At 74.6% G+C, this 22,904-nt stretch carries 24 protein-coding genes; 10 read left to right on the top strand and 14 right to left on the bottom strand.

Annotated elements, in window-relative coordinates; translation table 11 throughout:
- On the bottom strand, window positions 1–268 hold a 268-nt coding region (locus IE249_RS37825; protein WP_229858831.1), incomplete at its 3' end, for an OsmC family peroxiredoxin.
- A 162-nt stretch (window positions 269–430) separates the two neighbouring features.
- Between IE249_RS37825 and IE249_RS19330 the strand changes: the two genes are divergently transcribed.
- Both IE249_RS19330 and IE249_RS19325 read left to right on the top strand, forming a co-directional pair.
- A complete protein-coding gene (locus IE249_RS19330; RefSeq protein ID WP_229858829.1) occupies window positions 431–1,210 on the top strand; it encodes a hypothetical protein in 780 nt (259 codons plus the stop codon).
- 325 nt (window positions 1,211–1,535) lie between these two features.
- Window positions 1,536–4,013: a VWA domain-containing protein gene (locus IE249_RS19325; RefSeq protein ID WP_189706144.1), complete on the top strand. Its 2,478-nt coding sequence runs from the start codon at window positions 1,536–1,538 to the stop codon at window positions 4,011–4,013.
- Between the two features lie 8 nt (window positions 4,014–4,021).
- Here IE249_RS19325 and IE249_RS19320 read toward each other — a convergent pair whose 3' ends face one another.
- Together IE249_RS19320 and IE249_RS19315 are read right to left on the bottom strand one after the other, a co-directional pair.
- Complete coding sequence (locus IE249_RS19320; protein ID WP_189706449.1) at window positions 4,022–6,127, bottom strand: phage holin family protein; 2,106 nt, start codon at window positions 6,125–6,127, stop codon at window positions 4,022–4,024.
- A 161-nt stretch (window positions 6,128–6,288) separates the two neighbouring features.
- A complete protein-coding gene (locus IE249_RS19315; RefSeq protein WP_189706142.1) occupies window positions 6,289–6,729 on the bottom strand; it encodes a hypothetical protein in 441 nt (146 codons plus the stop codon).
- Window positions 6,730–6,814: 85 nt separating this feature from the next.
- Between IE249_RS19315 and IE249_RS19310 the strand changes: the two genes are divergently transcribed.
- A complete protein-coding gene (locus IE249_RS19310) occupies window positions 6,815–7,588 on the top strand; it encodes an MBL fold metallo-hydrolase (protein ID WP_189706140.1) in 774 nt (257 codons plus the stop codon).
- Complete coding sequence (locus IE249_RS19305) at window positions 7,585–8,229, top strand: DedA family protein (protein WP_189706138.1); 645 nt, start codon at window positions 7,585–7,587, stop codon at window positions 8,227–8,229. Before IE249_RS19310 ends, IE249_RS19305 begins: the two co-directional genes overlap by 4 nt.
- A 7-nt stretch (window positions 8,230–8,236) precedes the next feature.
- On the opposite strand, the gene IE249_RS19300 is transcribed toward IE249_RS19305, so the two are convergent.
- From IE249_RS19300 to IE249_RS19285, 4 genes are all read right to left on the bottom strand, one after another.
- On the bottom strand, window positions 8,237–9,337 hold the full coding sequence (locus IE249_RS19300) for an MBL fold metallo-hydrolase (protein ID WP_189706136.1): 1,101 nt from the start codon (window positions 9,335–9,337) through the stop codon (window positions 8,237–8,239).
- Window positions 9,334–10,638, bottom strand: a complete 1,305-nt coding sequence (locus IE249_RS19295; protein ID WP_189706134.1) for an aminotransferase class I/II-fold pyridoxal phosphate-dependent enzyme — start codon at window positions 10,636–10,638, stop codon at window positions 9,334–9,336. Before IE249_RS19295 ends, IE249_RS19300 begins: the two co-directional genes overlap by 4 nt.
- A gap of 146 nt (window positions 10,639–10,784) precedes the next feature.
- Window positions 10,785–11,417: a hypothetical protein gene (locus tag IE249_RS19290; RefSeq protein ID WP_189706132.1), complete on the bottom strand. Its 633-nt coding sequence runs from the start codon at window positions 11,415–11,417 to the stop codon at window positions 10,785–10,787.
- A gap of 166 nt (window positions 11,418–11,583) precedes the next feature.
- A complete protein-coding gene (locus IE249_RS19285) occupies window positions 11,584–12,378 on the bottom strand; it encodes an RNA polymerase sigma factor SigF (protein WP_189706130.1) in 795 nt (264 codons plus the stop codon).
- 298 nt (window positions 12,379–12,676) lie between these two features.
- Between IE249_RS19285 and IE249_RS19280 the strand changes: the two genes are divergently transcribed.
- From IE249_RS19280 to IE249_RS19270, 3 genes are all read left to right on the top strand, one after another.
- Entirely contained in the window at window positions 12,677–13,078 is a 402-nt protein-coding gene (locus tag IE249_RS19280; RefSeq protein WP_189706128.1) for a DUF2795 domain-containing protein, read from the top strand.
- A gap of 119 nt (window positions 13,079–13,197) precedes the next feature.
- Complete coding sequence (locus IE249_RS19275; RefSeq protein WP_229858825.1) at window positions 13,198–13,887, top strand: diguanylate cyclase; 690 nt, start codon at window positions 13,198–13,200, stop codon at window positions 13,885–13,887.
- Window positions 13,888–13,904: 17 nt separating this feature from the next.
- Entirely contained in the window at window positions 13,905–14,447 is a 543-nt protein-coding gene (locus IE249_RS19270; RefSeq protein WP_189706126.1) for a type 1 glutamine amidotransferase domain-containing protein, read from the top strand.
- 127 nt (window positions 14,448–14,574) lie between these two features.
- Here IE249_RS19270 and IE249_RS19265 read toward each other — a convergent pair whose 3' ends face one another.
- Complete coding sequence (locus IE249_RS19265) at window positions 14,575–14,853, bottom strand: DUF6158 family protein (RefSeq protein WP_189706124.1); 279 nt, start codon at window positions 14,851–14,853, stop codon at window positions 14,575–14,577.
- A gap of 58 nt (window positions 14,854–14,911) precedes the next feature.
- Between IE249_RS19265 and IE249_RS19260 the strand changes: the two genes are divergently transcribed.
- Entirely contained in the window at window positions 14,912–16,081 is a 1,170-nt protein-coding gene (locus IE249_RS19260; RefSeq protein WP_189706122.1) for a baeRF2 domain-containing protein, read from the top strand.
- Window positions 16,082–16,182: 101 nt separating this feature from the next.
- Here IE249_RS19260 and IE249_RS19255 read toward each other — a convergent pair whose 3' ends face one another.
- Together IE249_RS19255 and IE249_RS19250 are read right to left on the bottom strand one after the other, a co-directional pair.
- Window positions 16,183–17,802 (bottom strand): ABC-F family ATP-binding cassette domain-containing protein, encoded by a 1,620-nt coding sequence (locus IE249_RS19255; protein ID WP_189706121.1) that lies wholly within the window; start codon window positions 17,800–17,802, stop codon window positions 16,183–16,185.
- Between the two features lie 82 nt (window positions 17,803–17,884).
- Window positions 17,885–18,538, bottom strand: a complete 654-nt coding sequence (locus IE249_RS19250) for a histidine phosphatase family protein (RefSeq protein WP_189706119.1) — start codon at window positions 18,536–18,538, stop codon at window positions 17,885–17,887.
- Window positions 18,539–18,649: 111 nt separating this feature from the next.
- Here IE249_RS19250 and IE249_RS19245 point away from each other — a divergent pair, with 111 nt between their 5' ends.
- Both IE249_RS19245 and IE249_RS19240 read left to right on the top strand, forming a co-directional pair.
- Window positions 18,650–20,143: a bifunctional phosphatase PAP2/diacylglycerol kinase family protein gene (locus IE249_RS19245; protein ID WP_189706117.1), complete on the top strand. Its 1,494-nt coding sequence runs from the start codon at window positions 18,650–18,652 to the stop codon at window positions 20,141–20,143.
- Window positions 20,144–20,293: 150 nt separating this feature from the next.
- Complete coding sequence (locus tag IE249_RS19240; RefSeq protein ID WP_189706115.1) at window positions 20,294–21,115, top strand: class I SAM-dependent methyltransferase; 822 nt, start codon at window positions 20,294–20,296, stop codon at window positions 21,113–21,115.
- Window positions 21,116–21,159: 44 nt separating this feature from the next.
- On the opposite strand, the gene IE249_RS19235 is transcribed toward IE249_RS19240, so the two are convergent.
- The 4 genes from IE249_RS19235 to IE249_RS19220 are packed head-to-tail and all read right to left on the bottom strand — an operon-like array spanning window position 21,160 to window position 22,840.
- A complete protein-coding gene (locus IE249_RS19235) occupies window positions 21,160–21,441 on the bottom strand; it encodes a gas vesicle protein K (protein WP_189706113.1) in 282 nt (93 codons plus the stop codon).
- A 6-nt stretch (window positions 21,442–21,447) separates the two neighbouring features.
- The gene (locus IE249_RS19230) at window positions 21,448–21,642 is read right to left on the bottom strand and encodes a gas vesicle protein (protein WP_189706111.1); all 195 of its coding nucleotides are present in this window, start codon (window positions 21,640–21,642) and stop codon (window positions 21,448–21,450) included.
- Entirely contained in the window at window positions 21,639–22,484 is an 846-nt protein-coding gene (locus tag IE249_RS19225) for a GvpL/GvpF family gas vesicle protein (protein ID WP_189706110.1), read from the bottom strand. The genes IE249_RS19230 and IE249_RS19225 overlap by 4 nt, the downstream gene beginning before the upstream one ends.
- A complete protein-coding gene (locus tag IE249_RS19220; protein WP_189706108.1) occupies window positions 22,481–22,840 on the bottom strand; it encodes a gas vesicle protein in 360 nt (119 codons plus the stop codon). The genes IE249_RS19225 and IE249_RS19220 overlap by 4 nt, the downstream gene beginning before the upstream one ends.
- Window positions 22,841–22,904 lie beyond the last annotated feature (64 nt).

Raw genomic sequence — 22,904 nt, 5'->3', positions numbered from 1 at the left:
CCGGCTGGAAGGTGACGTCGGCCTTCGTCTCGAGCTTGGTGGGCGGGGTGCCGGCGCCGGCCAGGCCGTGCGACAGCGCCATCGAGAAGCAGCTGGAGTGGGCGGCGGCGATCAGTTCCTCGGGGCTGGTCTTCCCGTTCGCCTGCTCGGCGCGCGACGGCCACGACACCGGCTGCTGGCCGATGCCGGAGGAGTCGAAGGTGACGACGCCGTTGCCCTCGAGCAGGTTGCCTTCCCAGACGGTGTGAGCGGTGCGCGTGGTTGCCACGGTTTGTTCCATACCTTTCGCCTAGGGTCCCGTTGCCGGGGTTCCGTGGTCACCATCCGATCACATCCCGGCCGTCCGCACCCAACGAACGGGCCGCGACCTGCCGGGCGGGCTGCGCGAATCGCCTGCCGGGCGGCCCGGCGAGGCCCTACGCTCCGTTCCATGGTCGAACTCTTCCAAGTCCTCGGGGGAATAGCGGGATTTGGTGGGGTCGCTCTCGGCGTCCTGTACCTGCTCTACCGGGACCTCGTGCGCGACATCATCCGCCGGCGGATGTTCAGGACCCTGACGTCGGCACAGGCGACCGTCCTGTTCGGGGCCGTCGTCGTGCTCGCCTTCGCCGTCGCGATCCTCGGGATCTTCGCCACGCTCGCCGAGAGCAGGGGCGTCCAGCAGTTCCTCGTGCTCGTGGGCATGATCCTCTTCTTCCTGCTCGCCGTGGCGTTCATCGCGGTGCGCGCGCTCACCGGGCCGACGGCCCGCGCCGGGAGCGGGGGCCGCCCGGACGGCGAACGCTCGCTCGCGGCGGTGCGCCGGCACGTGGAGAGCGGGGAGCCCGAGCAGGCCGAACGCGCGCTGGAGGGGGCCCGCCCGGCGCGGGACTCCACGGCCTACTGGTACTGGAAGGCCCGCATAGCGCTGGCGCGGCCCAACCTCGACGTGGCGTCCGGCTATGTCGAGGAGGCGCTCAAGCTCGACGCCCGCGACCCGTACGTCATCGCACTCAAGATCGAGCTGCTGCTGCTCGCCAACGGGCAGGTCCAGCGCGACCAGGCCGCGCGGCTGTCCGAGGACAGCACCGGACTGAACGGCGAACTCGACGCGTGGCTGCGCCAGTTGCGAGCCGAGGGCATGTTCGGTGAGGGGCTGCGCACCCGCACCCGCCTGGAGTCCATGTGTCCGCTGCCCACCCCTACCACGGAGAACGCCCATGCGGACTGACCGCGAAGCCATCGTCTTCATCGCCCCGGACACACACGCAGGCGCGCCCGGTGGCGCTGACACGCCCGGCCCGGGCCCGGGCACGCCGCCCGGCGGGCCGGGGCCTGCGGCCGGGGCCGACGTACCGGCGGAGGAGGCGCCCACGACCCCGCCGACAGCGGGCGACCCCGGAGCGGGCTCGCCCGGAGCGGGCGCGGGCTCGCCCGGCGGGGCGGGCGGTGCCGTCGGCGCGGGCTCGCCGCCCGGCGGGCCGGGGGCGGGCGGGCCGGGCGCCGGGGCGGGCGGTGCCGGTGGCCCAGGTGGCCCCGGTCGAGCGGACGGCTCCGTGCGGGAGGCATTGTTCGCCGCGGGGCGTGGTGGGCTGCGGGCCGTGGAACCCGTGGCGCACTCGGCCGACGCCGTTCGGGCGCTGCTCGCGCGGCATCCGGACGCCGTGATCCTGGTGCACCCCGGGCGGCAGAGGCAGCGGACGGAGCCCCGGCCCGGCGGTGCACTGTGGGAGCTGCTGCGCCACGGAGTCGCCTTACGGCTCTACGCATCGCCGGCGACGCCCGTCGAGGGCCGGGCCCTGCTGGTGGTGGACCTGCCGCAGGAGGACGGCGACGCGAACGCGGACCCGCGGGCGGAGGCGAGGCGCGCGGCGCGGTGCCGGGGGTTCGCGGACAGTCTGGGCCTGACGCCCGGGCCCGTGCTCGGGCGGAACGCCGCTGACTGGGTGGAGGCCCTGCGGTCCGTCGCGCGCAGCCCCTGGCCGCTGACGGCCGTGGTCCACCCGGACGTCACACCGCCCGCCCCGGACAGCCCGGACGCACTGCTGTGGGAGTGGCTGTGGGCCGACCGGGAGATCCGGTCGGTGTTCGACCAGCGGCCGCGCCCTTGGGAGCTGCGCCGGGGGGGCGGTACGGACCGCGACCACTCGTCCGTCTCCCACCGCCTGTCCGCCTCCCACCGGGGGCGGTGGCTGGGGTTGGACGACGGCGACGACGAGGGGCCCGTGCCCGCCTCCGCCGACCCGGCCGGCCCGCCTCCCGCGGCGAGAGCGGGTGCCGATGACGTGCTGGCTAGTCGCCCGTTCCAGACCGAGCGTCTCAGGACCCGCCAGTCGATGAGCGAAGACCTCGACGACCTGGACGTCCCCGACTTCCTGAGCACCCGCGGCGGAGCCCCGCTGCGCCGCAAGGTCCGCGTCGGCCACGACGACTCGGCCGGACGCCGTCCTCCCTTCCTCCGCCGTACCGGCGAACCCCTCCCCCACGACGGCCTGTTCATCCGCCGCAACAGCGCCTTCGGCACCCGCTCCCCGCTCGGGGTGCGCGACCTCATCGAGCAGGGCGTGATCATCGGTCAGGAGCAGATCCGCTTCGACGACTTCGTCGCCGCACGCACCGACCAGGTGCCCGGTCCCCCGCCCGGCCGGGCGATCGGCGTCAGTCACGGACTGGCCGCCGCACAGGGGGACTTCAGGGCCGACGAGGCGACCACCCACTTCCTGGAGATCACACTCAAGGCGGGCGAGGCGCACCCCGGGGACGCGCCCGGCGAACCGCTCCCCGTCAACTTCGTGTTCGTCGTGGACACCAGCGGCTCGATGCACGGCGAGAAGCTCGACTGCGTCAAGGCCGCGCTCCAGGGCCTCTACGACCGGCTGCGCCCCGCGGACTGCCTGGGCATCATCACCTTCGACCACCACGTCCGCACGGTGCTGGCGGCCACCGCCAGACAGGACCTGCCGGCCGAGCGGTTCGCCCAGGTGGTGGGCCGGCTCAGAGCCGGCGGCGGCACCGACATCAACCTCGGTGTGCAGTACGGCATCGACGAGATCGCCCGCAACGCCGTCGGCGGCCGCACCGTCAACTGCCTGTACCTGTTCTCCGACGGCGACCCGACGTCCGGCGAACGGGACTGGATCAGGATCCGCACGAACATCGCGGCCAAGCTCCGCGGCGACCTCACCGTGTCGTGCTTCGGCTTCGGCTCCGACGCGCGGATGCCCGAACTGGCCGCGCTGGCCGGACTCTCCGGCGGGCACTCCACGTTCGTGACCCGGCCCGAGCAGGTGGGCGCGGACCTGCTCGCCGACCTCGGCCGGCGCGACCACCTGGCCGCCATCGACATCCAGCTCAAGCTGGACATCGCCCCGGAGGTGGAGATCCGGCACCTGTACGGCCACGACCTGGTCACCGACCCCCGGGCCAGGGCCGCGGTGCTGCGCGAGGCGGGCCGGGCGGCCGAGCGGGCCCGGCAGGACTACGGCGCCGAGGCCCTGCCCGACCTCATCACCGAGGACAAGGGCATCCGTATCTTCGCGCCCGACCTCGCCTTCGAGGAGACGTACTGGATCGTCCTGGAACTCTCCGTGCCCCCGGGCCACGAGGTGCCGGGGATCGGCGGGGCGACCGTGCAGTACGTCGACACCCTCACGCGTGAGGCGCACCGGCACGAGCTGGACCTGGGCACCGGCTGGACGCTGCCCGAGGAGACGGTGACCGTGCACGCGGTGGGCCTGTGGACCAGCGAGGTCACCTTCCAGGCGCTGGACGACCTCTACGACCGCGACCGGGACGCGGCGACCAAGCGGCTCGCGCACCACATCCAGGTGCTGCGGGCCGCCCACAGCCGGCTGCCCGCCAAGGAGTTCCGGGACGACCAGGTCACCCTGCAGAAGCTGATCACCCTCACGGGGACGCTGGACGCCCGGGTGTCGTTCAGCGACATGCCCCAGGCCGGGGGCGCGATGGCGCCCGCGATCATGGCGATGAGCGACTTCGGCAGGGTCCGCTCGGGGTTCTGGCCGCACTACTGACCCACTGGTCAGGCGGCCCGCTCCCCGGGCCCGTCCCCCACCGGCTCCACCTGCTCCACCTGCTCCACCTGCTCCACCTGCTCCACCTGCTCCGCCGGTTCGTGACATGGCGCCTGCCGCGCGGCGAGGGGGACCTGCGACCCCGCGGCCTCGTCCAGCCAGCGGCGCAGGACCCGGTGGATCTGCTCGGCGCCGACGATCTCCCCGCCCTCGTCCACGGGCGGGGAGAAGGCGAGCGGCGACAGCAGGAAGGGCCGGCCCTGGTCGCCGCCGAGGCCGCCGTGGGAGCCGATCTGCTCCTCGAAGGCGAGGACTTCGCCGTCGGCCGGGTCGTGGAAGGAGTTGACCATGATGTCGGCGGTGTGCGGGAAGGAGTGGGTGCGCCGGACGGCGGCGGCCGAGCCGGGGCCGAACGCGGCGAGCGGTCCCGGCTCGGTCTCCAGGCGGTCCAGGGGTACCTCCGTGCCGCGCGCGCCGAGCACCACTCCGCCGTGCTCCTCGCTGCGCACCAGCAGGAAGCCGACGCCGGGGTGGTTGGCGAGGGTGGGCAGCAGGGCCGGGTGGCGGGCGTCGATCTCCTCGCGGCTCATGCGGTGCGGGACGTCCGGGAAGGAGATCAGACCCAGGTTCCCCGAGGCCAGCACCACCGGTTCGGAGTCCCGGGACGGCCGGTGGCGCCCGCCGCGCTCCTCGACCGGGCGGCGCAGCGCGGCCCGTACGGCGGCCCGCGCCTCGGCGCCGCTGCGAGTGCGCTCGGCCCGGCGCGGCACGGGAAGTCCGCAGCCCGCGCGCACCAGGTCGGCGAGGGTCAGGCCGTAGCGGGCGCGGAAGGTCTCGCCGGGGCTCTGCCCGTGGTCGGAAAGGACGACGATCCGGTAGGGGCGCGGAGCGTGCTCGGCGACCCTCTCGATCAGCGCCAGCGCGCGGTCGAGGCGGCGCAGCACCTGCTCCGTGTCCCGGCTGCGCGGGCCGGAGTGGTGGGCCACCTCGTCGTAGGCGACCAGGTCGGCGTAGACGGCGGTGCGGCCGGCGAGCAGGTCGCCGATGACCGCGGCGACGACGACGTCCCGCTCGACGACGGTGGCGAAGGCGCGCACGAGGGGGTACAGGCCGCCGCGCGAGACGCGCGGGCGCTGGCCGCGGGCGCGGGCGCGCAGGGACTGGCCGATCTCGCGGCCGGCGTCGGCGACGAAGGACAGCGCGGTGCGGACGGCGTTGGCGGGGTCGGAGAAGTAGGCGAAGTAGCCCGCGCGGGAGCGGTTCGCGCGGTCGCGGCGCGCGGAGACGGACAGGACCAGGGCGAGTTCGCCGGCGCCGCCGCTGAACAGGTTGCCGCGGCTGGCTCCGTCGGCGGTCAGCAGCCCGCCGTCGCCGGTGCGCTCGACGGCGCGGCGCTGCAGCTCGACGGCGCCGGCCGGGCGGTTGCAGACCATGACCTCGCCGGTGTCCTTCTCGTACCAGCGGAAGGCGGGGACGTCGTGGTTGGAGCCGTGCAGGATGCCGAGCTGGCTGGCGCCGGTCTGGCTGGACCAGTCGGTGCGCCAGGGGGTGAGCCGGTGGGAGGGCGCCTGTCCTGGCGGGGCGCCGAGCCAGCGGGCGGCGGTCGGCATCAGGCCCTTGTCCATCGCGTCGCGCAGCACGTCGTGGCCGACGCCGTCGAGCTGTACGACGACGGTTCCGGGCGCGGACGAGCACGGCGGCAGCCGTCTGCGGCGGCGGACCGCGAGCCGGTGCAGCCGGCGCCGGTAGGCCTCGTCGTCGCGGACGGCGAGCGCGCCGCCGGTGGCGGAGGCCACCGCGGACATGACGGCGGCCACGATGACGGCGGTCTCGGGGGCCGCCTCGGGCTGCCCAGAGGGGTTGACGCGCAGGGCGAGCAGGAGCAGCGAGCCGTTGAGGAAGAACACCAGCAGGCCGAGCACGAGCGCGGGCACGAGCAGCAGCAGCCGTACGAGCAGCGGCCACACGACCGCCGACAGCACGCCGAAGGCTCCGGCGCCGAGCGCCGCGGTCATGGCTATGGTCGTGGCGCTGTCGCCGTCGGGCGACTGGAGCTGGAAGTCCGGGAGGATCCCGGCGAGGACCAGCATGGTGACCGTGGACACCGCCCACACGGCGACGCTCCGGCCGACCTGACTGGCGGCCCGCCGCCACCACCCGTCCCGCACCCCGCACACCCCTCACGTCCCGCCCGCTCGTCCCACCGGGCCGGCTCCAGCTTGTCACACCGCTTCAGCGGGCCCCGGGGCGTGGGACGGGGGGCCGCCGACGGTCGCTAGCGCCCGTCGTAGCCGGCGGTCGGCATCGACAGGCGCCGGTGGACGTGCGCCTTCATCTGGGCGTCGTACGACGGCTCGGCCTGGCCCACGGTCTCCACCCGCACCCCTCGCCGGGCGCACTCGGCGGTGAACTCCTCCACGGAGGCCATCGCCCGCTCCAGCACCCGGCGGCTGGGCGCGACGAACAGGTCGACGCCGGGCCGCACCCCGTCCCACAGGGCGCAGTGGTCGGCGCGCAGCCCGCCGACGAGGAGTTCGCGGGCGACGACGTAGCCGTGCTCGGCGGCCCAGCGGGCGCACATCGCGTGCTGGCTGCGGGAGTCGACGAGGAAGGGGTCGTCGTTGAGTTCCTCCAGGGGCGTCAGGCTGGCGATCGCCGTGACCCGGACGCCCCGTCCGGCGGCCGCGCCGGAGGCGGTGTCCCGCACTTCTCCCATGGGGTCCCCCTCACCTCCGGCTTTTCGCCGCCGACCCTACTCCTGCACGTAGGCTCGGGGGGAGTCGCGCGAAGGAGGCAAAGGAGTGCCGGTGGAGATCACCTGGTGGGGGCACGCCACCTGCACGGTCGAGGACTCGGACGTACGCGTGCTCACCGATCCCCTGTTCGCCCGCCGGCTCGCGCATCTGCGCCGCCGGCGCGGCGCGCTGCCCCCGGCCGCGGCCCGGCGCGCGGACGTGGTGCTGGTCTCCCATCTGCACGCCGACCATCTGCACATGCCCTCCCTGGCGGCGCTCGCCCCGGGCACGCGCCTGCTGGTGCCCCGGGGCGCACCCCGGGCGGTACCGGCGCTGCGCCGGCTCGGGCGGCTGCGGATCACCGAGGTCACGGCCGGGGACCGGGTGGAGGTCGGCGGGGTGGCGGTGCGGGCGGTGCCCGCACGGCACGACGGGCGGCGGCTGCCGCTCGGACCGCACCGGGTCCCCGCGCTCGGCTACGTGGTCGAGGGGCAGGCGCGTACGTACTTCGCCGGGGACACCGGCCTGTTCGAGACGATGGCCGAGGAGGTCGGGCCGGTGGACGTGGCACTGCTGCCGGTGGGGGGCTGGGGCCCGCACCTCGGCGAGGGGCACCTGGACGCGGGGCGGGCGGCGCAGGCGCTGGCCGAGCTCGCGCCCCGCAGCGCGGTGCCGGTGCACTACGGCACGTACTGGCCGATCGGCATGGACGCCGTGCGCCCCCACGAGTTCCACGCGCCGGGTGAGGAGTTCGTGCGCCTGGCCGCGCGCCGTGCGCCCCGGGTGGCGGTGCACCGGCTCGCGCACGGTGAGAGCGTGCGCCTGGAGGTCGCCCGGTGATACGGCTCGCCGCCGCCGTGACCTCGGTGGTGCCGACGGAGGCGACCCAGCAGGCGCTCGGGTATCCGTCGCTGTTCCTGCTGGTACTGATCGGCGCGCTGGTGCCGGTGGTGCCGACCGGGGCGCTGGTCAGCTCGGCGGCCGTGGTGGCGGTGCATCAGACGGCGCCGTTCTCGCTGGCGCTGGTGTTCGTGACCGCCTCGCTGGCCGCGTTCCTCGGGGACGCGGCGCTGTACTGGCTGGGGCGGCGCGGGCTCAAGTCGAAGAACGGCTCCCGCTGGCTGGAGGCGATCCGCTCGCGGGCGCCGCGGGACCGGCTGGAGCAGGCCCAGGACAAGCTCGCCGATCACGGGGTGGCGGTGCTGGTGCTGTCCCGGCTGGTGCCGGCCGGGCGGATACCGGTGATGCTGGCCTGCCTGCTGGCCGAGTGGCCGCTGCGGCGCTTCTCCCGCGGCAACCTCCCGGCGTGCCTGGCCTGGGCGCTGACGTACCAGCTGATCGGCATCCTCGGCGGCTCGCTCTTCCCCGAGCCGTGGGAGGGCGTGCTCGCGGCGATCCTCCTGACGGTGGCGGTGGGCGCGGCCCCGAGCCTGTGGCGCCGCGCCCGCCGGGCCGTGTCACCGGCCGAACGCCCGAACTGACCAAGCGTCAGCTCAGGATGCGTGACGCGCCGACGGGGAGGTCCCAGAGGTCCTCGCGGGGCAGGGACGCCTTCTCCCAGGCGGCTCTGACGCGGGTGAGGGGTTCCAGGACCGGTTCGGCGGAGAGCACGAAGGTGCCCCAGTGCATGGGGGCCATGCGGCGGGCGCCGACGTCCTGGGCGGCACGGACGGCTTCCTCGGGGTCGCAGTGGACGTCGCTGAGCCACCAGCGGGGGTCGTAGGCGCCGATGGGCAGCAGCGCGAGGTCGATACCGGGGTAGCGGGCGCCGATGCGGGAGAACCAGTGGCCGTATCCGGTGTCGCCGGCGAAGTAGAGGCGCTGCCCGTCGGGGGCGGTGAGCACCCAGCCGCCCCACAGGCTGCGGCAGGTGTCGGTGAGGGTGCGCTTGGACCAGTGGTGGGCCGGCACGAAGTCGAAGCGGACGCCGGACAGTTCGGCAGCCTCCCACCAGTCCAGCTCCGTGACGCGGCTGAACCGGCGGCGCCTGAACCAGCGGCCGAGCCCCGCCGGCACGAACACCGGGGTGTCGCGCGGGAGTCGGCGCAGGGTGGGGGCGTCCAGGTGGTCGTAGTGGTTGTGGCTGATGACGACCGCGTCGACGGGCGGCAGGCTGCTCCAGGGGACGCCGACCGGGGTGATGCGGGCGGGGGTTCCGATGATGCGGCGGGACCACACCGGGTCGGTCAGCACGGTGAGCCCGCCGATGCTGACGACCCAACTGGCGTGTCCCGCCCAGGTGACGGCGAGGGTACGGGCGTCCACGCGGGGCAGCGGGCCGGGTTCGCAGGGCAGCAGCGGGATGTCGGCGAGGCCTTCCCGCCCCGGTCGTACGGCGCCCTCGCGGGCGAATCTGGCGAGGGCCTTCAGGCCGGGCAGCGGGGCGGTGAGCCGATCGTGGAAGGCGCGGGGCCACATCCGCCGCTCTCCCAGCGGCCGGGGCTCGGCGAGCGGCGGGGCGGTCGGGGGCGGGGACGCGAGGGCGGCGGAGGCGGAGGCCGACGGGGTGTCGGCCGCCTGGATTCCGGTGGTGGTCGTGGCCGCGGTGGTCGTGATCGTGGACGTTGTCGACTCGGACTGCTGCGTCATCGAGGAGGCTCCCATCGCTGAGCGTCGTCGCGGAGATCGTCGAAGACCGACCTCAAGGAGATCAACGCGCGTTGCACGTGTGGCAGTTCCAACGGCTCGGGGGACACGAGACATTCCGTGCGCTCCTCCTGCGTGTCACCGAGGAGTTCGGCGGTGGACAGCCGTACGCGCAGGGCGCCGAGGTCGTCGCCGAAGCGGTGGCCGCCGGGCGCGGGCACGCCGAGGCGGGTGCCGAGGAAGTCCTCCAACTCCTGGGCGTCGGACACGTCCTGGGCGGCGAGCGCGGGGCGCAGCGGGCCGAGGTCGGCGTAGAGGTGGCGGCCCGCCTGCGGGGGCAGGGCGAGGGCACCCGCGGCGACGACGGCGGCGTGCGCGGCGTGCGCCAGGCGCGCGTGCAGGCGCACGGAGGCGGTCAGCCGCTCGGTGACGGGGCCGGGTTCGTCGAGGGCGTAGGCGGCGGCGACGGCGATGGGCTCGGCGATGCGGGCGTCCAGCGCGGTGAGGACGTCGAGCACGCGCGCGTGCAGGGCCCGGCCGGTGGATCCGGCGGGGAAGCGGGCGATCGCGGCGGGCCAGCCGGCCGGCAGGAACGCGCCGGCCAGGTCGCTGACCACGGTGACCCGGTCGGGCAGCATCTCGGCGGGGCTGAGCAGGACCGTCTCGTGCGGTGCGTGCACGGTGTCGCGCCAGGTCTCGTCGCTGACCAGGTGCAGTCCTTCGCCGTCGGCGGCCTCGACGGTCTCGTGCAGCACCTCGGGCGGGGCGACGGTCGCCGTGGGGTCGTCGGCGACGGAGAGCACGAGCAGGCGCGGGTCGCCGCCCTCGGCGCGGACCCGGCGGACGGTCTCCAGCAGGGCGTAGGGATCGGGTACGCCCCCGCACTCGGCCGGGGTCGCCACGGGGAAGGCGGGTCTGCCCAGCAGCCGCGCGTACGGTGCCCACCAGGCGGCGCAGGGCCGGGGCACCAGGACGTCGCCGCCGAGCGCGGCGGTCAGCGCGAGCAGCAGGGCGGGCGCCCCGGGCGCGGCCGCCACGTGGTCGGGCCAGGTGGGCAGCCCGCGCCGCATCCAGTAGCCACAGGACGCGTCCAGCAGATCCGTCCCCCCGCCGATGGCCCGGTGCCGGCTCCTCCCCGCGGCCGCGGCGAGGACGGCGGCCAGTTCGGGCAGCACGGGCAGCCCGTCCTCGGGCAGCGCCGAGGGCCCGTACCGGACGGGACCGTGCCCACCGGGCTCCGCCCGGCCCTCGAGGCCTGCCGGATCCGCCGGATCCGCCGAGTCCCCGGGGTCCGTTCGCCGCATCTGTGCCTCCGACCCGTCGCTGGTGTGCCGTGTGGTGCCGGGGCGTCCCACGCGGGACGGTGGGTCCGCGGGTGCGCCTTCGGGCCGTACGGGCTCCGGGTACCCAACGCGACGGCGCCCCATGGCCGCTCGGTGGATCACCCCGCTCAGCCGTTGGTCCTCCGGCGGCGCCAGGTGCGGTGCGCGGCCAGACCCAGGGCGGCGGCGATCAGGGTGCCGCCGCCGATCAGCGCGGGCAGCGACGCGGTGAAGGAACCTCCCTGGCCGGCCTGCACGGCGGACGGGAACGATCCCGCGCGGGACGGCGCCGCCGCGTCCTGGTCGCGGCCGGGGGTGCGCGAGGGACCCCGTGTGGGGTCCTGGTCGCGGCCGGGGTCGGTCGGCGCGGCGGCGAGGGACGGGGCACGGGAGGCGTCGTGGGCGGGGTCGTGCGACGGCGCGTCGGTGGGCGTGCGCGCCGGGCCGGCCGACGCGGCACTGTACGGCGTGGCGCTGTACGGCGTGGCGCTGCCGTACGGCGTGACGCCGCTGTACGGCGTGGAGTCGCCGGGGAGGTCCGGGACGGACTGGTGGCGGGCGGGGTCGTGGGCCAGCGCGTCCAGCAGGACCGGGTCGTCGGAGGGGTCGTCGGGAGGGTCGTCCTGCCGGGCGCCGGTCGCGAGGGCGGTGGACGCCGGCGGGCGGGAGCCCTGGAGCGCCGCGGCGGCCGGGGCGGCGGAGCCCGCTATGAGGCCGGCCAGGAGAACGGCGGACAGGGCACTGGGAGTGGTACGGCGCATGAGCGGGGCTCCTCGGACCTACGACGGCCGAAGGCACGACGTCCGTGCCTTCCGCAGCCATCACATCCGCTCGCGCCACGCGCCGCGCGCGGCCGAGCCCCATTAGCGGGACACCAACGGCCTATCGGGTGACGCCCGCGGACGCTCACCCGCGCGGGCGGCCGGCTCAGGTCCCGTCCCGCATGACCTGTTCGCGCAGCCGGGCGCAGCACCGGCTGATCAGCCGGGAGACGTGCATCTGCGAGATGCCCAGCTGCTCGGCGATCCGGCTCTGCGTCATGTCCCCGAAGAAGCGCATGTAGAGGATGGCCCGCTCGCGCTCGGGCAGCGCGGCCAGCCGGGGCCTGACGGCCTCGCGGTCCACGACGGTGTCCAGCGCGGGGTCGGCCGAGCCGAGGGAGTCGCTGAGCGAGTAGCCGTCCTCGCTGCCGGGCAGTTCGGCGTCGAGGGAGAGCGCGGTGAAGCTCTCCAGCGCCTCGAGCCCCACGCGGACGTCCTCCTCGCTCATCCCGGCGTGCTCGGCGATCTCGGCCACGGTGGGCTGCCGGCCCGGCGTGGTCTGGGTGAGGTCCTGGCGGGCGAAGCGGACCCGGTTGCGCAGGTCCTGGACCCGGCGCGGCACGTGCAGCGTCCACATGTGGTCGCGGAAGTGCCGCTTGATCTCGCCGGTGATGGTCGGGACGGCGTAGCTCTCGAAGGCGTTGCCGCGCTCGGGGTCGTAGCGGTCGACCGCCTTGACCAGGCCGAGGGCCGCGACCTGGCGCAGGTCCTCGAAGCTCTCGCCGCGGCTGCGGAAGCGGCCGGCGAGCCGCTCGGCCATGGGCAGCCAGGCCTCGACGATCTCGTCGCGCAGCGCGTCGCGCCGGGGACCGGCCGGGAGGGCGCCGAGCCTGCGGAAGGCCTCGGCGGTGTCGGGGGCGTCGTCGTGCGGGTGGTGCCTTGCGCTCACTCGGGTTCGCATGGTGCCTCGCAGCCTCTGAGAGTGCTCTGGGGTGGACGACGGTCACCGTGGGGGCGCGGGCGCGATCCGGACGGCCACGACGGGCGGCGGCGCGAGGGCGCCGCTCCCACGGACGTGCCTCCGGTCCGAAGCACTGAGTCTGCGCCTGCCCCCGGCCCCGTCGGGCAAACACCCGGCTTCGTCAAGAAACCGGCGGGCGCGGGGCCCGGCGGGACGCGGCCGGTGTCGCCGGGAAAGGCCGTGTCGGGTGTGGCTGCACGGGTACGCGGTGGCCAGCCCCGACGATCTGGAGGGAGACATGCAGCGAGGCAGTGACCGGCTGAGTGTCCACCGTGACGACGAGATGAAGCACGAACTGCAGGGCCTGCTCAGGTCCGGCCATCCCACGCGCAGCGAGGAGTGGCACGACCCGGAGCCGACCGCCGAGGACGACCCGGAGGTCTGGGGCGGACCGGTGGCACCGGGTGGGTCCCGGGCGTCCCTGGAGACCGTGCGCCTGGAGCTGGCCAGGATCCTGGGACGCAGCGCCTTCCCGGCGGGCCCGGCCGAGCTGATCCGGATATTGCGCCGCAAGAACGCGCCCGACGCGCTGGTCGAGGCGCTGGAGCGGCTGCCGCGCAAGGCGCAGTACGCCAACGTGCAGGAACTGGCGAAGGAGCTGACCCGCACCGAACGGCCCGCGCGGGAGGACCGCGCGTAGGCCGCATGGGCCCGGCGTCCGGGGGTACTGCGGCCGTCGTTGCCGTGCACGACCGCGGTACCCCCCACTCACAGGACGGCAGGAAGGGCCTGGAACCGATGGCTGACTCGGTCAGGGACGTGACGACATCCGGTGCCGTGCCACCGCGCCACCTAGTGCCGGCCGGCGCCCGCGTGGACGTCGGCGACGTCACCACCCGCTACCTCCTCTACGGGCTTCTGCCGGGCTGGTTCGTACCCGGTCTCGCCGACTGGGCGATGCACCGGCGCACCCGGATCGAGGACACCGCGGGCACCAAGGAGTCCCTGATCCACTCGCTGATGATGGCCGAGGTCGGACTGCCGATCGCGCTCACCCTGCGATACGAGGTCAACCCGCTGCTCCTCGCCGTGCAGTTGGGCGGCGCCGCCTTGCACGAGGCGACCGCGCTGTGGGACGTGCGCACGGCCGTGGACAGCGACCGGGAGGTGAGGCCCCTCGAACAGCACATCCACAGCTTCCTGGAGTCGTTGCCGTTCGCCGCGCTGGCGTCGCTGATGTGCCTGCACTCCGACCAGGTGAGGTCCCTGCTGCGCGGTGGCCGCGGCGACAGGCACGCCTGGCGCCTGGTGCGGCGACGGCGGCCGCTGTCGCCGGGCTACCTCGCGGGTGTGGCCGCGGCGATCGGCGGTTGTGTGCTGCTGCCGTACGGCGAGGAGCTGCTGCGCTGCCTGCGGGCGGCCAGGGCGAGGAAGGCGGGCGAAGCCGCGCCCGCGAAGAGGACCGGCAAGGAGCGCGCCCGGGCCGAGGAGCCCGTGGGCGCGCGGTGAAAGGACGTGGAACCATCATGCGCATCGCATTTCTGACCGCACCCGAGGGCGTCGAGCAGGTCGAGCTCACCGAGCCCTGGAAGGCGGCGAAGGACGCCGGTCACGAGACCGTGCTCGTCTCGACGAAGCCGGGAGAGATCCAGGCGTTCAACCACCTGGACAAGGCGGACACGTTCCCCGTCGACGCGGTCGTCGGGGACACCTCCGCCGACTCCTTCGACGCCCTCGTCCTGCCGGGCGGCGTGGCCAACCCGGACTTCCTGCGGATGGACGAGAAGGCCGTGGCCTTCGTCAAGGACTTCTTCGAGCAGGGCCGCCCGGTGGCCGCGATCTGTCACGCGCCGTGGACGCTGGTCGAGGCCGGTGTCGTACGGGACCGGGTGCTGACCTCGTGGCCGAGCCTGCGCACGGACATCGGCAACGCGGGCGGCACCTGGGTGGACGAACAGGTGAAGATCTGCGACCACGGCCCGAACAAGCTGGTCACCAGCCGCAAGCCGGACGACCTGAAGGCGTTCTGCGAGACGTTCCTGGACGTGTTCGCGCAGGAGACCGCCTAGCCGGTGCGGGACCGCCCGGCCGGTGCGGGGACCACCCGGCCGGTCCGGGCGGGCGGAGCCCGCCGGCACGCCGCAGGAAGCGCACCGGCGGACACGATCCGGTTCAGCGGACGGTCCGCGATCCGGTTCAGGTGCGGGGAGTCGCCGACTCCCCGCATCCGCGTTCCCGGGCCCCTTCGCGGGTGCGGCTCGCGGCGACCGTGCGCCGCGGGTTCCGGCGCAGATATTCGCCCTCGAGCTGGGCCATGCGCTCGTTGTGGGCCCGCAGCGCGTCGTTCGAGCCGTACAGCAGCGTGTCGTGACGCGTGCGGTGGATCGTCTCCAGCTCCTTCATCAGCTGCTGGTCGTCCAGCCGGCCCGGGTCGACTCCGGTCATGGTGTTGCCCCGCTCGTCGTGTTCGTTCATGCGGTCCGGGTACCCGCCCGGCGAGCACTGCCACCGAACGGCATCCGGGAGGGACGCCATGGATCTCGCCTTTCTGAATCCACTGTACGAACACCCGGGCCCCTGGGCCTCCGTGTACGTCGACACCTCCCGGCGCACGGAGGACACCGCGCACGAGCTGCACCTCACGGCTCAGGCGATGGGCCGCGAGCTGTCCCGGCAGGGCGCGGACGAGCCCACCTGCCGTGCGGTGGAGGCGGCGATCGAGGACCTGCGCCACTCCCCCGACCCGCACGGCCGGGCCCTGTTCGCGCGGGGCGGCACGGTCGTCCTGGATCCGCCGCTGGCGCGTCCGCCGCAGGGCGGCAGCTGGGCCGAGTGGGCGCCGCTGCCCCGGGTCGCGCCGCTGCTGGAGCTGGCGGGCGAGGACCCGGTGGCGATCGTGGCGTACGTGGACCGCAAGGGCGCGGACTTCGAGCTGCGCAGCGCGCTGGGCCGGGAGAGGGCCGGCACCGTGGTGGGCCGGCAGTGGCCGGTGCACCGCACCAGCAGCGTCGACTGGTCGGAGCGGCACTTCCAGCTGAAGGTGGAGAACACCTGGGAGCACAACGCGGCCGAGATCGCGGACGCGCTCAGCGTGTGCCAGGAGGAGAGCGGGGCCGATCTGCTGATCATGGTCGGTGACGACCGGGAGCGGCACGAGGTGTGCAACCGGCTGCCCAAGCGGCTGCGGGGCCGGGTCGCCGAGTCCTCCCACGGCAGCGGCAGCAGGCTGCTGGACGAGGACGTGGAGCGGATCCGCGACGAGCACGTGCGGCAGCGCGTGGCGGCGGAGCTGGACCGGTTCCGGGCCGCCCGCGCCCCCGACGACGAGGGCCGTGCGGGTGCCGTGGAGGGCGTGCCCGCGCTGGTCGAGGCGGCCCGTGAGCACCGGCTCGAGGAGCTGCTGATCACCCCGGACGGGCCGGACAACCACCGCGAGGTCTGGATCGGCGAGGACCCGGACCAGCTGGCGGTGCGCCGTACGGAGCTGAAGATCCTCGGCGAGCAGCACTCCTGGTCGGCCCGCGCCGACGACGCCCTGATCCGCTCCGCGGTCACCACGGACGCCACCGCGCTGTCCCTGGCCCCCGCGACCGATCCCGGGGAGCCCGGGGAGCCCGGCGCCCCTGGCCAGGTCGGCCGGGCGGACCGCTCGGGCGAGGACACGCCGACGGGCGGCCTGGGCGCGGTCCTCCGCTGGAAGTAACCGCCCGACGCGGCACGCCCGACGCGGCGGGGCCCGGCACGGTCCGACGCGGCGCCGCCCGACGCGGGCCGGCGCAGGGCGGGCGGTGGCCCGCCCTGCCGTCACCGGGCGCGTTCGACCCGGCGTTCGTCCCAGACCGGTTCCGGGGTCTCCCGGATCCGGCCGTCCGCGCCGAAGACCAGGTAGCGGTCGAAGGAGCGCGCGAACCAGCGGTCGTGGGTGACGGCGAGGACGGTGCCCTCGAAGGACTCCAGGCCCTCCTGGAGCGCCTCGGCCGACTCCAGGTCGAGGTTGTCGGTCGGCTCGTCCAGGAGGAGGGCGGTGGCGCCCGCCAGTTCCAGCAGGAGGATCTGGAAGCGGGCCTGCTGGCCGCCGGAGAGGCGGTCGAAGGCCTGCTCGGCCTGGCCGGTCAGCTCGTAGCGGCGCAGCCGCGACATCGCGGCGCCGCGGTCCTGCGCGTGCTCCTCCCACAGGATGTCCAACAGGGTGCGGCCCCGCAGCTCGGGGTGGGCGTGGGTCTGCGCGAAGTGCCCGGGGACCACGCGTGCGCCGAGCTTCCACTGCCCGGTGTGCGCCACGTCCTCGCCGGCCAGCAGCCGCAGGAAGTGGGACTTGCCCGAGCCGTTGGAGCCGAGGACGGCGACCCGCTCGCCGTAGAAGACCTCCAGGTCGAAGGGTTTCATCAGGCCGGTCAGCTCCAGGTTCGCGCAGGTGACCGCGCGGACGCCGGTACGGCCGCCCTTCAGGCGCATGCGGATGTCCTGCTCGCGCGGCGGCTCCGGGGGCGGCCCCGCCTCCTCGAACTTGCGCAGCCTGGTCTGCGCGGCCTGGTACCGGGAGGCCAACTCGTGGCTGATGGTGGCCGCCTGACGCAGACTCAGCACCAGCTTCCTCAGCTGGGCGTGCTTCTCGTCCCAGCGCCGGCGCAACTCCTCGAAGCGGGCGAAGCGTTCGCGCCTGGCCTCGTGATAGGTGGCGAAGCCGCCGCCGTGCACCCAGGCGTCGGCGCCGCCGGGCCCGGGTTCGACGGAGGCGATCTTCTCGGCGGCGCGGGCGAGGAGTTCGCGGTCGTGGGAGACGAACAGGACCGTCTTGCGCGTCTCCCGCAGCCGCTCCTCCAGCCAGCGCTTGCCGGGCACGTCGAGGTAGTTGTCCGGCTCGTCCAGCAGCAGGACCTCGTCGGTGCCGCGCAGCAGCGCCTCCAGCACCAGCCGCTTCTGCTCGCCGCCGGACAGGGTGCGCACCTGCCGCCACTGCGCCTTGTCGTAGGGCACGCCGAGGGCTGCGGTGGTGCACATGTCCCACAGGGTCTCGGCCTCGTAGCCGCGGGCCTCCGCCCAGTCGGCGAGGGCCTGAGCGTAGGCGAGCTGGGCGGCTTCGTCGTCGACGGTCATGATGGCGTGCTCCGCCTTGTCGACCGCCTCGGCCGCCTCGCGGATACGGGGCGGGGCGACGGAGACGAGAAGATCCCGTACGGTCGTCTCGTCCCGTACGGAGCCGACGAACTGGCGCATCACGCCGAGGCCGCCGCTGACGGTCACGGTGCCGCCGTGCGGCTTGAGCTCACCGGAGATCAGGCGCAGCAGGGTGGTCTTGCCGGCGCCGTTCGGCCCGACGAGGGCCACCGTGGCGCCCTCCCCCACCCGGAAGGAGACGTCGCCGAGCAGCGCCCTCCCGTCGGGAAGGTAGTACTCCAGGTGCGCGGCCTCCAGATGTCCCATGAACACGCATTCTGCGTGCGGCCCGGACGGCACGGCAAACCCTTATCCCGGCCGGGACAGTCCCCGCGCCGGGCGGCGGGTCCTACTCCTCCGGTACGGGGCGTCCGGTCGGGCCGCTCTCCCCGGCGGGCGACACCAGCGCGCCCGCCCAGGACAGGGCCTTCCAGCCGTCCGCCGGCGAGCCCTCAAGGATCACCACGCCGGTGTTGCGCAGGGAGTGGACGGCGGCGAAGTCCGCGTCGAGGTTGTGGGCGCGGGCGGCGGTCCACAGGCGGACGGCCGCGCCGTGGCCGACCATGACGACGGTCCGGGCCCCGCTGTCCGCCGCCTCGGCGACGACCGCGTCCAGGCGGGCCAGCGTCTGAGCCCCGCTCTCGCCGCCCGGCATGCGCAGGGCGGTGTCCCCGGCGGCCCAGGCCAGCACCGTACGCAAGTACCGCTGTCCGCGTGGCGAGTCGCCGGGCTCCATCTCCAGTTCGCCCGCGGCCACCTCGCGCAGGCCGTCGCGGACGATCACGTCCAGGCCCCGGGCGGCGGCCAGCGGCGCGGCGGTGAGCCGGGTGCGCAGCAGGGACGAGGCGTAGACGGCCTCGATGTCCTCGTCGGCGAGCGCCTCGGGCAGCGCGGCCGCCTGCCGCTCACCGAGTTCGGTGAGCCCCGCGCCCGGCGGCGCGGTGTCCAGCAGGCCGTCCAGGTTGGACGGGGTCTGACCATGGCGTACGAGGAGCAGGCGCATGCGGAGCTTTCCCGGGCGTGGGAGCCGGTTCGAGGGCCGGACGGAGGAGTGGTGCCGCTCGCACGCGTCCAGGCGCACAAGAAACGGCCACTTCAGGGTAGCGGTGCCTGTATGACCCCAGACGTCGACCTCACCGTGCCGAAGACCGGCGCCCACAGCGCCCTGAAGCGGATGCTCGCCCTGGACTGCCGGTTGTTCGAGTTCGCGGCCGGGCGGAACTGGCCGGGCGCCGGGCCCGTGCTGCCCCGGCTGAGCCGGAGCGCGAACCACGGGGTGCTGTGGTTCGCGGCGGCCGCGGCCATCACGGCCAGCCGCACCCCGCGCGCCCGCCGTGCCGCGGTCCGGGGCCTGGCCTCGCTGAGCCTGGCCTCCCTGACGATCAACACGCTCGGCAAGCGCTCGGTGCGCCGCCCGCGGCCGGTGCTGGACCCGGTGCCGATGGTGCGCCGGCTCAAGCGGCAGCCGATCACCACCTCCTTCCCCTCCGGTCACGCTGCCTCCGCGGCCGCCTTCGCGACCGGGGTCGCCCTGGAGTCGCCGGCCTGGGGAGCGGCGGTGGCCCCGGTCGCCGCCTCCGTCGCGCTGTCCCGCGTCTACACCGGCGTGCACTTCCCGAGCGACGTGCTGGCGGGCGCGGCCCTGGGCGCGGGCGCCGCGTTCGCCGTACGGGCCCTGGTGCCCACCCGGGCCCAGGCCCTGCCGCCGGCCCGGCCTCGCGCCGACGTCCCGGCGCTGCCGGGCGGCGAGGGTCTGGTGCTGGTGGCCAACAGTGCCTCCGGCAGCGCCGACCGCGCCCGCGCGCTGCGTGACGCGCTGCCGAAGGCCGAGGTCGTGGAGTGCGAACCGGAGGACGTCGAGGCCGAGTTGGAGCGGGCGGCCGGACATGCGAGGGTGCTCGGCGTGTGCGGCGGCGACGGCACGGTGAACACGGCCGCCGGGGTGGCGCTGCGCCGCGGCCTGCCGCTGGCCGTGCTGCCCGGCGGCACCCTCAACCACTTCGCCTACGACCTCGGTGTGGAGGACGCCCGCGATCTGAGCCGCGCCGTCGAGCAGGGCGAGGGCGTGCGGGTGGACGTGGGCCGCTTCGTCTCCGGACGGAGGCGGGGCGTCTTCCTCAACACCTTCAGCCTCGGCGTGTACCCGGAGCTGGTGCGCGAGCGCGAGCGCTGGTCGGAGCGGATCGGCGGGTGGCCGGCCGGGGTGCTGGCGGCCGTGCGGGTGCTGCGCGCCGACCGCCATCCGCTGGAGGCGGAGTTCGGGGGGCGGCGGCGCCCGCTGTGGCTGCTGTTCGCGGGCAACGGCACGTACCACCGCATGGGTCTGGCGCCCGGCCGCAGGCAGGACCTGGCGGACGGCCGGTTCGACGTGCGCGTGGTGCACGGGGGCCGCAGGCCCGCCCTCAGGCTGCTGTCCGCCGCGCTCGCGGGGCCGCTGACGCGCTCCCCCGCGCACGCCGCCGTCCAGGTGAGCCGGCTGCACCTGACCGGGGTCGCGCCCGGCACCCTGCTCGCCTACGACGGCGAGGTGATGGAGGTGGAAGGTGATCTGTGGCTGGAGAAGCTGCCGCAGGCGCTGACGGTGTACCGCCCGCTGCCGGCCGGATGAACCCACCCGTGGATCAGCCTCGTTGATGACCGTTGTCCAGTATGCGAAACGCGGGTCTCATCATTCGGCACGGCGGCGTACCGTGACGGGCACCGGCCGGGGGTTTCGAAGGCCTCCTGGGTGTCCCGGTACGACAGAAGGGGTTCAGTCATGCCCGAGCCGCGGGAGACGGCCGTCTACACGCACGGCCACCACGAGTCCGTACTGCGTTCGCACATCTGGCGCACCGCCGCCAACTCGGCGGCCTACCTCCTCGGTTCGCTCAAGCCCCACATGAGGATCCTGGACATCGGCTGCGGCCCGGGCACCATCACCGCGGACCTGGCCGAGCTGGTGCCCGAAGGGCATGTCACCGGCGTCGACCGGGCGCCCGGCGTGCTGGAACAGGCCCGGGCCACGGCCGTCCGGCGCGGGCTGGCCAACGTGGACTTCGCGGTCGCGGACGTGCACGCCCTGGACTACCCGGACGACACGTTCTGCGTGGTCCACGCCCACCAGGTGCTCCAGCACGTGGGCGACCCGGTGCGGGCGCTGCGCGAGATGCTGCGGGTGACCAGGCCGGGCGGGTACGTCGCCGTGCGGGACGCGGACTACGCGGCGATGACCTGGTACCCCGAGGTGGCGGGCCTGGACGACTGGCTTGATCTCTACCGGCGGGTGGCCCGCGCCAACGGCGGCGAGCCCGACGCGGGCCGCAGGCTGCGCTCCTGGGCGCTGGCGGCCGGCTGCACGGACGTCACGGCCACCTCCTCCACCTGGACCTACGCCACGGAGGACGAGCGCGCGTGGTGGAGCGGGCTGTGGGCGGACCGGACCCTGGCTTCCGCGTACGCCGAGCGGGCCACCGAGGGCGGTCATGCCACCGGGGACCGGTTGCGGGCGGTGTCGGCCGCATGGCGGGAGTGGGGGCGGCGCGAGGACGGCTGGTTCGCCGTCCTGCACGGCGAAATCCTCTGCCGCAAGCAGGTCTGATCGCGGGCCGGCGGGAGCCCTCGATCAGGGGGCGACCCGGGTGTTCACTCCCGGGGAAGCAGCGGTCCCAGCGGCCCGAGGTCCAGGTTGAGGTCCTCGGGCCGCAGTCCGTAACGGTCGCGCAGCTCGGCCATGCGGTCCTCGAGCAGCATCAGCGTCAGGCCGATGCGCTCCTCCTGCTCCTCGGTCAGGTCACCGACGTCGAAGCGGCGCAGCGCCTGCCGTTCCATCAGCTGGCGCAGCAGTTCCACCACCGTCAGGACCAGTTTCACCAGGTCGCGTTCGACGGTGTCGGGTTCGAGTTCCAGACGCTTGCGCGCGGTCACGGCGGCTCACTGCTCCTCTAGGGCCTCGAAGGGGGACGGCACATTGGCGTTCACCGAGCTGATCAGGGCGTTGAGGTCGATGCGGACGAGGTCGACGTCCGCGATGCGCAGGGTGACGTCCCCGGTGATGACGACCCCGCCGGCCAGCAGCCGGTCGAGCAGGTCGACCAGCGCGATCTCACGGCGTTCGACGACCGTCATGCCCGCCCCTCCGCCTCTTCCCCGCCCGGTGCCTCGTCGGGCGTCTCCTCGGGCGTCTCCTCGGGCGTCTCCTCGGGCGGGGTGTCGCCGGCGAAGGAGTACGCCGCCCAGGGGCCGGTGAGTTCGACGCGCATGCCCGGGGAGTCGTCCTTCGTGCGGTCCACCAGTTCCACGAACTCCTCGGAGTGCGCGCGCGGCACGAGATAGGCCGCGTTGAGCACGTTGCGTCCGGCCGCCCCGGTGAGCGCCGCGTTCTGCGGCGGGTGCAGCCGGGTGTCCTCGGCGAACGCCGACAGCTTGCCGTGCAGCGCCGTGGCGAAGGCCTCCGCCCGCTGCCACTGGTCCTCGTGGGCCCTGCTCTCCTGCCGCCGCCGGCGCAGGTAGTCGCGGCCCGAGGCGGGCCTCGGCGCCGGCTCGGCACTCTGCCCGGCCCGTTCGCTCTCGACGTTCTCGAAGTAGACCTTGACGCCCCACTCCACTCGCCCCTCCAGGCGGTCGAGGGTCCGGCGGATGTGGTCCTCACGGGCCTCGATCATGCTGCGCACCCCGCTGTCGTCCCGGAAGACGGTGGCGAGCCGCAGCGGCAGCGGGGTGGTGACGACGGTGAGCGCGTCGATCACGCCCTGGTGGGCGCGGGCGGTGGCGGCCAGCCAGTCCAGGTCCTCCAGGTGGGCGCGCAGGGGTTCCTCGGCGAAGTCCTGCTCGGGGACCTCGCTGACGACGGCGATCAGGCCGTGGTGGGCCAGCGGTTTGGCCGGGGCGCCCGCCACCCCGGTCAACTGCGCCTGGAGCGGCGCCTCGAGGGGACGGCAGACGGCGTACACGTACCGCAGTCCTGTCATGGTGCCTCCCTGGGAAGCCTGCGGCCGGCGCTGCGGCCGCTGCCCTGCTCCAGCTCTTCCAGTCGCGCCAGCCTCTCGCGCAACTCGGCGTTCTCCCGGGCGAGTTCGTCGCGCCGGGCGCGGGAGGAGAGCGCCGGGTCGCTCTCCCACCAGTCGATGCCCATCTCCTTGGCCTTGTCCACCGAGGCGACGACGAGCCGGAGTTTGACGGTGAGCAGTTCGATGTCGAGCAGGTTGATGCGGATGTCACCCGCGATCACGACGCCCTTGTCGAGGACGCGCTCGAGGATGTCCGCGAGGTTGGCGCCGCTGCTCGGACCGCCGTACGGGTCGGGCAGCCGCCTCGGAGTCGTCATCGACGGCTCCCGCCCTCGGCGTACTCGTAGTCGTCCTCGTCCACGTCCTCCGCCTCGGGCTCAC

This window comes from Streptomyces anandii JCM 4720, assembly GCF_014650655.1.
In the GTDB taxonomy this organism is placed as follows: domain Bacteria; phylum Actinomycetota; class Actinomycetes; order Streptomycetales; family Streptomycetaceae; genus Streptomyces; species Streptomyces anandii.
Note: the sequence above shows the minus strand (reverse complement) of the source record. Positions and strands in the feature narration are given on the sequence as shown.

Bases quoted from the DNA above. Each gene is read 5' to 3' on its own strand.
- IE249_RS19230 (WP_189706111.1), bottom strand. From the start codon at position 21,642: ATGACGGTCGTCGAACGCCGTGAGATCGCGCTGGTCGACCTGCTCGAC.
- IE249_RS19285 (WP_189706130.1), bottom strand. From the start codon at position 12,378: ATGCGAACCCGAGTGAGCGCAAGGCACCACCCGCACGACGACGCCCCC.
- IE249_RS19270 (WP_189706126.1), top strand. From the start codon at position 13,905: ATGCGCATCGCATTTCTGACCGCACCCGAGGGCGTCGAGCAGGTCGAG.
- IE249_RS19330 (WP_229858829.1), top strand. From the start codon at position 431: ATGGTCGAACTCTTCCAAGTCCTCGGGGGAATAGCGGGATTTGGTGGG.
- IE249_RS19300 (WP_189706136.1), bottom strand. From the start codon at position 9,337: ATGACGCAGCAGTCCGAGTCGACAACGTCCACGATCACGACCACCGCG.
- IE249_RS19225 (WP_189706110.1), bottom strand. From the start codon at position 22,484: ATGACAGGACTGCGGTACGTGTACGCCGTCTGCCGTCCCCTCGAGGCG.
- IE249_RS19240 (WP_189706115.1), top strand. From the start codon at position 20,294: ATGCCCGAGCCGCGGGAGACGGCCGTCTACACGCACGGCCACCACGAG.
- IE249_RS19220 (WP_189706108.1), bottom strand. From the start codon at position 22,840: ATGACGACTCCGAGGCGGCTGCCCGACCCGTACGGCGGTCCGAGCAGC.
- IE249_RS19250 (WP_189706119.1), bottom strand. From the start codon at position 18,538: ATGCGCCTGCTCCTCGTACGCCATGGTCAGACCCCGTCCAACCTGGAC.
- IE249_RS19295 (WP_189706134.1), bottom strand. From the start codon at position 10,638: ATGCGGCGAACGGACCCCGGGGACTCGGCGGATCCGGCGGATCCGGCA.
- IE249_RS19315 (WP_189706142.1), bottom strand. From the start codon at position 6,729: ATGGGAGAAGTGCGGGACACCGCCTCCGGCGCGGCCGCCGGACGGGGC.
- IE249_RS19290 (WP_189706132.1), bottom strand. From the start codon at position 11,417: ATGCGCCGTACCACTCCCAGTGCCCTGTCCGCCGTTCTCCTGGCCGGC.
- IE249_RS19265 (WP_189706124.1), bottom strand. From the start codon at position 14,853: ATGAACGAACACGACGAGCGGGGCAACACCATGACCGGAGTCGACCCG.
- IE249_RS19260 (WP_189706122.1), top strand. From the start codon at position 14,912: ATGGATCTCGCCTTTCTGAATCCACTGTACGAACACCCGGGCCCCTGG.
- IE249_RS19245 (WP_189706117.1), top strand. From the start codon at position 18,650: ATGACCCCAGACGTCGACCTCACCGTGCCGAAGACCGGCGCCCACAGC.
- IE249_RS19255 (WP_189706121.1), bottom strand. From the start codon at position 17,802: ATGGGACATCTGGAGGCCGCGCACCTGGAGTACTACCTTCCCGACGGG.
- IE249_RS19280 (WP_189706128.1), top strand. From the start codon at position 12,677: ATGCAGCGAGGCAGTGACCGGCTGAGTGTCCACCGTGACGACGAGATG.